Origin of the sequence: Albidovulum sp., assembly GCF_041919395.1 — a bacterium.
In the GTDB taxonomy this organism is placed as follows: Bacteria; Pseudomonadota; Alphaproteobacteria; order Rhodobacterales; family Rhodobacteraceae; genus Albidovulum.
In genome coordinates this window covers 1-8737 of sequence record NZ_JAYRTX010000116.1, presented here as the reverse complement: position 1 = coordinate 8737, position 8737 = coordinate 1, and the positions used below count along the sequence as shown (strand labels likewise).

Genomic DNA, 8737 nt, shown 5'->3' with positions numbered 1-8737 from the left:
AGGCGCTCGTGGAGCGCGACATGCTGCTGACCTACGTCAGCGAGGATGACCAGCGCGTCATGCAGGCCACCCGACGGATCGATGCCATCACCGCCCGGATCGCAGAGGAACGCACCAACCTCGGCATCGGCGGCGAAGGTGTGAACATCGCCGATGTCGTCGGCGAGTACGAGGGACTGCGCACCGACCTGGAGTTCGCCGCCGCCGCCTACACGCAGGCGCTGACCAACCTCGCGCTGGCCCGCGCCGAGGGGCGCCGTCAGGCGCGGTATCTCGCGGTCCATATCCCGCCGACGCTGGCAGAGGAATCGCTCTATCCGCAGCGCTGGATGCTGATCGGACTGGCCGCCGCCTTCCTGGCGATGGCCTGGGGCATCGCCATGATCGTCTATTACAACATCCGTGATTCACGCTGACCTGGGCAGGGCGGACGCACGTCGGTAATGATCGAGTTCCACAATGTCGTGAAGCACTACGCGACCCGCGGCGGCGGGCGGAAAGTCCTGCTGGATGGTCTGAGCCTGCGGCTGCCGCACGGAGCCAAGGTCGGCCTGCTCGGGCGCAACGGCGCGGGCAAGAGTTCGCTCATCGGCATGATCGCCGGGACCGTCAAGCTGAACGGCGGCGAGATCCGCCGCGAGGGGACCGTGTCCTGGCCGCTGGGCTTTGCCGGCAGCTTTGCCGTCGATCTGACAGGCACCCAGAACACGCGGTTCGTGGCGCGAATATACGGTGTCGATTCCGACGCTCTCGTCGACTATGTGTCGAACTTCGCCGAGCTGGGCGAGTTCATGCGGATGCCGGTGCGGTCCTATTCGGCGGGGATGCGGGCGCGGCTGGCGTTTGGGCTCTCGATGGGACTCGCGTTCGACTGGTATCTGGTGGACGAGATCACCGCGGTCGGCGATGCGGCATTCCGCAAGAAATCGCTCGCGGTTTTCAACAGCCGGCTCAAGGATTCGGGCCTCATCATGGTGTCCCACGCCAACCCCACATTGCGGGAGTACTGCACGAGCGGGCTCGTGCTCGATGGCGGCCGGGCGCTCTACTTCGACGACATCGAAGAGGCTATCTCCTGCCACGAAGGCAATCTGGCCTGAGTGCGGGCGGGCTGCGCGACCGCTGATGGGCCCGAAGAAATCCCCCCGAGGGCGAGCCCCGGGGGGAGTCGGACGGCCGGGGGAGCGACCGTCGGGACCGCCCGTGACACGCGCCGGCCGACGGGACGGCGGCGAATGGCGATTCCGCAGGGCGGGGTCAGCCTGCCCGGGGTTTGAATCCTTTCCGTGACGGGGTCACGAAGACGGCGCCACCGGGTTCAGCCTCACCGCGAGCGGATCATGCCGACGATGTCCTGGGTCCGGGCGAGGATCGGCCGGGCCAGCGCGTCGGCCCGCTCGGCGCCCTGGCCGAGGATACGGTCGATCTCGGCCGGATCGGCCAGGAGCCGCTTCATCTCGGTCGAGATGGGCGAGAGCGTCGCCACCGCAAGCTCGGCGAGCGCGGGCTTGAAGGCACCGAAGCCGTGCCCGGCGAAGCGTTCGAGCACGGTTTCCGGCGCCTCGCCGGCGAGGGCCGCGTAGATGTTCACGAGGTTGCGCGCCTCCGGCCGGTCCTTCAGTTCGGCGAGCGTCTCGGGCAGGGGTTCCGCATCCGTCCTGGCCTTGCGGATCTTCTGGGCGATGGCATCGGCATCGTCGGTCAGGTTGATCCGGCTCGCGTCCGAGGGATCGGATTTCGACATCTTCTTCGTGCCGTCGCGCAGGGACATGACGCGGGTCGCGGCGCCCTCGATCACCGGCTCGGGCAGGGGGAAGAAATCGACCTTGAAGTCGTGGTTGAACTTGGCCGCGATGTCGCGCGTCAGCTCCACATGCTGCTTCTGGTCCTCGCCCACCGGCACCATCGTGGCGTGGTAGAGGAGGATGTCGGCCGCCATCAGCGCCGGATAGGCGTAAAGCCCCAGGCTCGCCGCCTCGGCGTTCTTGCCGGCCTTGTCCTTGAACTGGGTCATCCGGTTCATCCAGCCAAGCCGGGCGACGCAGTTGAGGATCCAGCCGAGCTCGGCGTGGCCAGGGACCTGGGACTGGTTGAAGAGGATCGAGCGCAGGGGGTCGATGCCCGCGGCGATGAAACCCGCCGCCGCCTCGCGCGTCTGCGCCTTGAGTCGGTCGGGATCCTGCCAGACGGTGATCGCATGGAGATCGACGAGGCAGTAGACTGTCTCGATCCCCTCGTCCTGCTTTTCCACGAAGCGCTTCAGCGCACCGAGGTAATTGCCGAGCGTCAGCCCCCCCGAGGGCTGGATGCCCGAGAATATCCGCGGAGTGAAGCCTGCGTTGGCCGCATCGGTCATGGCCGGTCCTCTGGCTGTCAGCGTCTGGATTTTGTCGTGCCGCTCGCGTATCGCAGGGCGGGAGTCCCGTCAACATGGAGAGCCCTATGCGGCCAGGCTTCGATGAGGCGCCCGTGAACCCGCTGCCCCCCGTGGTATGGCTGATCCTCCTGCCGATCGTGGCGATGGAGGTGGTGCTCAGCGCCGGCTCCCTCGGGCTCGCCGGCGGGCAGGGCGGCATCGGATGGCGGGCGGAGGCCCTGCAGCGCTTCGCGCTGTCGCCGCTGATGCTCGACCAGATGTGGGCAGCGGGGCAGGCAAGCCCTGACTACCTGATGCGCTTCGTCAGCTACGCCTTCGTCCATGGCAACCTGACGCATGCGATCTTCGCCGCGGTCTTCGTCCTCGCGCTCGGCAAGTTCGTGGGCGAAGTCTTCCGCGGCTGGGCGGTCGCGGTCGTCTTCCTCGGCGCGGTGGTCGCCGGGGGGCTGGCCTATTCCGTCGTCCCCGGACTCCGGATCGCGCTCTACGGCGCCTATCCCGGCGCCTATGGCCTCATCGGCGCCTTCACCTTCATCCTCTGGGCGCGGCTCGGGGCGGCCCATGCGCACCGGGGCCGGGCATTCTCTCTGATCGGATTCCTTCTGGGGATCCAGCTTCTCTTCGGCGCGCTCTTCGGCGGCGCGCCCGACTGGATCGCCGATCTGGCGGGGTTCGGGGCGGGATTTCTCCTGTCCTTCCTCGTGGCGCCCGGCGGGCCCTCGCATTTCCTGCGGGTGATCCGTCAGCGCTGACGGGGTGTCCCGCCCCGGAAGTCCGCGAAGCGGAAGGCGCCGAAGCCCCAGGCGGCGGCGCCATAGACGCCGAGGCCGGCGAGGACCAGCGCCGCCAGCGCCCAGTAGCGGTGGCCCTCGGCCGAGAGCTGCTCCGACAGACCCTGGCTCGCCCCCCAGAGCACAAGCCCCATGACCGCCGAGGCGAGGATCACGCGCGGCAGGCGGGTGCGCAGCCGGTCGTCATAGGCCGCCGCCTCGCCCATAGCCCGCGTTCCCCACCAGAGCTGGAGCGTCATCGCCCAGCCGGCGAGCGTGGTGCCAAGGGCGGCCGCGACGAAGCCCATGACCGGGGCGAGGCCGATGGCGAGGGCGGCATTCACAACCATCGACCAGACGGCGAAGCGGAAGGGTGTCGCCGTGTCCTCGCGCGCGAAATAGAGCGGCTGCAGCACTTTCTGCAGCACGAAGGCAGGGAGCCCCGCGCCATAGACGGCCAGCGCGAGCGCGGTCGGGCCGGTGTCCTCCGGGCCGAAGGCGCCGCGTTCATAGAGGACGGAGATCAGCGGCACCGAGATGACGCAGAGCGCCACGCCCGCAGGCACGGTCAGGAAGAGCGCGAACTCCGTCGCGCGGGAATAGGCATAGCGGCTGCCGAAACTGTCGCCCGCCTTCAGCCGGCGCGACAGGTCCGGGAGCAGCACGATGCCGATGGCGATGCCGACGACGCCGAGGGGAAGCTGGTAGAGCCGGTCGGCGTAGGAGAGCCAGGCGATCGCGCCGTCGAAGAAGCTTCCCACCTGGCGGCCGACGAGCAGGTTGATCTGCACCACCCCACCGGCGAGCACGGCCGGGAAGGCGATGGCCAGGAGCCGCCTCAGGTCCGGCGTCATCCGCGGCCGCCTGAGGCGCAGCGGGAAGCCCATCCGCGCCGCCGCGATCCAGACGAGCGCGAGCTGCGCGAGGCCGGTCACGGGTGTCGCCCAGGCCATCGTCAGCCCCATGTCCCAGCCGAGGTGATCGGCCGCGACCATGGCGGCGATGAAGATGAGGTTCAGAAGCACCGGCGCGCCGGCGGCAGCGATGAACCGCCCCCCCGCGTTCAGGAGGCCCGAGAGGAGCGCCGTGAGCGAGATGAAGAGGATGTAGGGAAAGCAGATGCGTCCGAATTCCACCGCCAGAGGCAGCCGCTCGTCGCCCGCGAAGCCCCCCGCCATGGCGAGCACCAGCCATGGCATCGCGACCATGGCGACGACCGAGACGAGAAGGACGACGAAGGCAAGGCCCGACATCGCATCCTCGGCGAAGCCCTTCGGGTCCTCGCCGGCCTCGAGCTTCTTGGAAAAGAGCGGCACGAAGGCAGTGTTGAAGGCGCCCTCGGCAAAGAAGCGGCGGAACATGTTCGGGAGCGTGAAGGCCACGAGGAAGGCCTCCGCCACCGGCCCGGTGCCGAGATAGGCCGCCGTCAGCACGTCGCGCGCGAATCCCGCGACGCGGCTCAGGAGCGTCCAGGCCCCGACCGTCAGGAACCCGCGGATGAGACGGATCGGCTTCATTCCGCGCGCGCCCGCGCCGCCCCTTCGGCGATCGCCTGGCGGAGCTTCCGCTCGAGGCTCTCCTGCTTCGCTTTCGTGTGCAGCTTCAGCCCGAACATGTCCTTGACGTAGAAGGTGTCGACCACCTGTGCGCCGTAGGTCGCGATCACCGCGCTCGCGATGTAGATGTTGTTCGCCGCGAGGGTGCGGGTGAGGTCGTAGAGAAGGCCGGGCCGGTCGCGGGTATCGACCTCGATCATCGTGTAGATCTCCGAGCCTTCGTTGTCGAAGGTTATGTGGGTCGGGAACTGGAACTGGCGCTCGCGCTTCTTGATCCTGTCGCGGTCCTTCAGGGCCTCGCGCGTCACGACCTCGCCCTTCAGGGTCTTCTCGATCATCGACCGGAGACGCGGCAGCCGCTCTTCCTCGTAGGGATGGCCCTCGGCGTCCTGGATCCAGAAGACCGCGGTGGCGTAGCCGTCTTTCGACGTGTAGGTCCGCGCGTCGACGACGTTGGCGCCGACGAGCGCCAGCGCACCCGCCAGCCGCGAGAAGATGCCCGGATGGTCGGCAAGCGCGAAGCAGGCGCGGGTGGCATCATGGTCGGGGTCGGGCTTGATATCGATGCGGATCGCGTCGTCGGGGATGTCGCGCAGGAGATTGGCGAAGACGACGTGGGTTTCGGTCGAAAGCCCCTGCCAGTAGGGATCGTAGTGGCGCGCGACTTCGCGCCGGATGTCCTTGGCCTCCCAGGCGGCCAGCGCCTCGCGCAGCGCGCGCTTGCCCTCGTGCTCGCGCTTGGCGCGGTTCACGGTCTCGAGCCCGCCCTCCAGCGCATGTGCCGTCTCGGCATGGAGCCGGCGCAGAAGCATCGCCTTCCAGTTGTTCCAGGTCGTCGGTCCGACGCCGCGGATGTCGCAGACCGTGAGAACGGTCAGCAGGTCGAGCCGCTTGCGGGTCTTCACCACCTTGGCGAAGTCGCGCACGGTGCGCGGGTCGGAAAGGTCGCGCTTCTGCGCCATGTCCGACATCGTCAGGTGGTAACGGACGAGCCATTCCACCGTCTCGCATTCCTCGGGCGAAAGGCCGAGCCGCGGCGCCACCTTCCGGGCAATCTGCGCGCCGACGATGGAATGATCCTCGGGCCGGCCCTTGCCGATGTCGTGCAGGAGCAGCGCGACGTAGAGCACCTTGCGGTTCACGCCCGATTCGAGGATTGCCGAGGAGACGGGAAGTTCCTCGATCAGTTCCTTGCGCTCGATCTGGGCGAGGGTGGAGATCGTCTGGATCGTGTGCTCGTCCACCGTGTAGTGGTGGTAGACGTTGAACTGCATCATCGCCACGATCGGCTCGAACTCGGGGATGAAGGCCGAGAGCACGCCAAGCTCGTTCATCCGGCGCAGGGAGCGTTCCGGGTTGCCGTGCTTGAGCAGGAGGTCGAGGAAGATGCGCGCCGCCTCCGGGTCCTCACGCATGGCCTCGTCGATCAGCCGGAGGTTCGCCGCGACGAGCCGCATCGCGTCGGGGTGGATCAGATAGCCCGTCCTCAGGCCCTCCTCGAAGATCCGCAGGAGGTTAAGCTTGTCGGCAAGGAACGCCGTCGGGTCGGCGATGTTGAGCCGGCCATTGTCGAGCCGGTAGCCGGGGCGGAGCTTCTTACGCCGCCGGAAAAGTCCCACGAACATCGCCTCGCGCTTGGCATGGCGCGCTTCGAGCGCCGTGAGGAAGACACGGGTCAGCTCGCCCACCTGGGTCGCGTGGCGGAAGTAGTCCTGCATGAAATGCTCGACCGCGCGCCGCCCGCCGGCGTCCAGATAACCCATCCGGGAGGCGACCTCGACCTGGAGGTCGAAGGTCAACTGGTCGTTGGCGCGCCCGGTGATGAGGTGGAGGTGACAGCGCACCGCCCAGAGGAAATCCTCCGCCGCGGCAAAGGTGGCGTATTCCTCGCGCCGGAACAGCCCAACCTCGACAAGGTCGGCCGCCCGGCGGACCCCGTGGATGTACTTGCCGATCCAGTAGAGCGTCTGGAGGTCGCGAAGGCCGCCCTTGCCCTCCTTCACGTTCGGCTCGAGGACGTAGCGCTGGCCACCCTGGCGCTTGTGGCGCTCCGCCCGCTCGGCCAGCTTGGCCTCGATGAACTCCGCCTCCGTGCCCTTGAAGAGCTCCGAGCGGAGCTTGCGCCGCAGGTCATCCGCCAGCGGCTGATGGCCGGTCAGAAAGCGTCGTTCAAGAAGCGCGGTGCGGATCGTGTAATCCTCCCGCCCGAGCCTCAGGCAGTCCTTCACCGTGCGGCTGGCATGGCCCACCTTCAGCTTCAGGTCCCAGAGGATGTAGAGCATCGATTCGATGACGCTCTCGGCCCAGGCCGTGGTCTTCCACGGCGTCAGGAAGAGAAGGTCCACGTCCGAATGCGGCGCCATTTCCGCCCTGCCGTAGCCCCCGACCGCGAGCACGGCGATGCGCTCGCCCTCGGTCGGGCTGGCGAGCGGGTGGAAGAGCCCCGTCGCCATGCGGAAGACGACCTCGACCGTCGCATCCATCAGTGCCGCATAGGCGCGCACGGTCAGCGAGGCCGCGCGCGGGTGGCTGGCGAATTCCGCCGCGATGGCGGCCAGCGCCTCGGCCCGGGCGACGGCCAGCGCCTCGACGATGCGGGCGCGGCGGGCGCGCGCGTCCTCCTCCTTCGCGCAGGCACTCATGAGACCCGTGCAAAATCTGTCGCTGTCGAAGATCGGGTGGCCGCCGATCGCCGCGGGCAAGGTCGTCCGCGACGCGCCGGTATCCGGCCCGGGCTCAGAAGCCCGCGCCGGAGAAGCTTCTTGGGGCAGGATCAATCACGACCACCTGTGCATTCTGGATCTGGGCGACGGCGAGCCCGCGTTCGTTGGTCCCGTCCGGCAGGAGGCGGAAGACGCCGCTGACGCCGGCGAAGCCGGACCCCTGGGTCAGGGCGGCGGCGCTCAGGGCGTCGGCCCGGCCGCTCTTCGCCAGGGCCCCGACAGCGGCGATGCCGTCGTAGGCCAGCGCGGCGATCGGATGCGGCTGTTCGCCATAGGCGGCCGCGAACCGGCTCTGGAACTGCGCCGTCAGCCCCGGATCGGGCAGCGCGAACCAGCCGCCCTGGACGCCCGGCATCGAAAGCGTGCCCGAGGGAATGTCCCAGCGCGTGAGGCCGACGAACTGCGTCGTCTGGCCGCTCAACCCGGCCTCCGGCAGCAACTGCGCCAGCAGCGGCAGCGCGCCGGCCGTGTCGGCGGTGAAGAAGACGGAGGTCGCGCCCGCCGCCCTCGCCTCGGCGGCGATCTGCGGCGCGGCGGCGATCACGCCCTGCTGCGAGAAGGGATAGCTCGCCGTGCCGACGACCGTCGCGCCGGACCGTGCCGCGGCGGTGGAGATCGCCCGGGCGCCAAGGTCGCCCGCGGGGTTCTGGTCGTGCACGACCATGATGCGGCCCTTGCCGGAGCGCGCGGCGTAGCGGACAAGCCGGTTGGCGGTGTTCTGGAACGTGGGACCGAGCACGAAGACGTTGCCCCCGGCGATGTCGGTATTGTTGGAGAACGACAGGACGTTCACGCCGGAAGGCGCCACCGCGACGCCGGCCGCGTTCGCCGCTTCGGCGAAGACCGGTCCGAGGATGATCTTTGCGCCTTCGTCCACGGCCTTCCGCGCCATCGCCGCCGAGGTCCCGGCGTCGGAGCCGGCGTTGTAGACCCTGAGGTCGATCCGGACACCCTGAAGGTCCGCAATGGCGAGATCGGCCGCCTGCTTGAGGTTGCGCGCGAGGACCTCGTCGCCACTGCTTCCCGATCCGCCCGGCAGGATGAGAGCCACGGGAACCGGCGCCCCGGCGTCGATCGCCGGCGCCCGGCCGGAGGGCAAAGGCTCGCAGGCGGCGACGAGGACGGTGGCGGCGAGAAGGGCGACGCGGGCGAGCGCCTTGCGGCGGGTACTCAAAACGGCGAACATGAAACGATCCTCGTGGCTTGGACCTCTGGTCCATTTCGGGGGCAACCGGACGGCGGCGAGACTATGCGCTCCGCCGCGTGAAGTAAACGCAGGAGAGGGGGCCCGGCGGTGACCGGCCGGATGGA

Annotated in this window: 6 protein-coding genes and 1 pseudogene; 3 read left to right on the top strand and 4 right to left on the bottom strand. The window is 68.8% G+C overall.

Features of this window, described 5'->3' with window-relative positions; translation table 11 throughout:
- Nucleotides 1–416: pseudogene (locus ACMUOO_RS15310) on the top strand (sugar transporter); the annotation flags it as partial.
- Between the two features lie 27 nt (nt 417–443).
- Nucleotides 444–1100, top strand: a complete 657-nt coding sequence (locus tag ACMUOO_RS15305; RefSeq protein ID WP_301917886.1) for an ABC transporter ATP-binding protein — start codon at nt 444–446, stop codon at nt 1098–1100.
- A 224-nt stretch (nt 1101–1324) separates the two neighbouring features.
- Here the strand turns inward: ACMUOO_RS15305 and trpS are convergent, their stop codons facing one another.
- The gene (gene trpS, locus ACMUOO_RS15300) at nt 1325–2356 is read right to left on the bottom strand and encodes a tryptophan--tRNA ligase (RefSeq protein WP_413855691.1); all 1032 of its coding nucleotides are present in this window, start codon (nt 2354–2356) and stop codon (nt 1325–1327) included.
- A gap of 113 nt (nt 2357–2469) precedes the next feature.
- On the opposite strand from trpS, the gene ACMUOO_RS15295 reads away from it, so the two are divergent.
- Nucleotides 2470–3129 (top strand): rhomboid family intramembrane serine protease, encoded by a 660-nt coding sequence (locus tag ACMUOO_RS15295; RefSeq protein ID WP_301920583.1) that lies wholly within the window; start codon nt 2470–2472, stop codon nt 3127–3129.
- Here the strand turns inward: ACMUOO_RS15295 and murJ are convergent.
- The 3 genes from murJ to ACMUOO_RS15280 are packed head-to-tail and all read right to left on the bottom strand — an operon-like array spanning nt 3120 to nt 8612.
- The gene (gene murJ / locus ACMUOO_RS15290) at nt 3120–4664 is read right to left on the bottom strand and encodes a murein biosynthesis integral membrane protein MurJ (RefSeq protein WP_301920582.1); all 1545 of its coding nucleotides are present in this window, start codon (nt 4662–4664) and stop codon (nt 3120–3122) included. The genes ACMUOO_RS15295 and murJ overlap by 10 nt on opposite strands.
- Nucleotides 4661–7480, bottom strand: a complete 2820-nt coding sequence (locus tag ACMUOO_RS15285; RefSeq protein WP_301920581.1) for a [protein-PII] uridylyltransferase — start codon at nt 7478–7480, stop codon at nt 4661–4663. Before ACMUOO_RS15285 ends, murJ begins: the two co-directional genes overlap by 4 nt.
- Nucleotides 7440–8612 (bottom strand): penicillin-binding protein activator, encoded by a 1173-nt coding sequence (locus ACMUOO_RS15280; protein WP_301920580.1) that lies wholly within the window; start codon nt 8610–8612, stop codon nt 7440–7442. The genes ACMUOO_RS15285 and ACMUOO_RS15280 overlap by 41 nt, the downstream gene beginning before the upstream one ends.
- Nucleotides 8613–8737 lie beyond the last annotated feature (125 nt).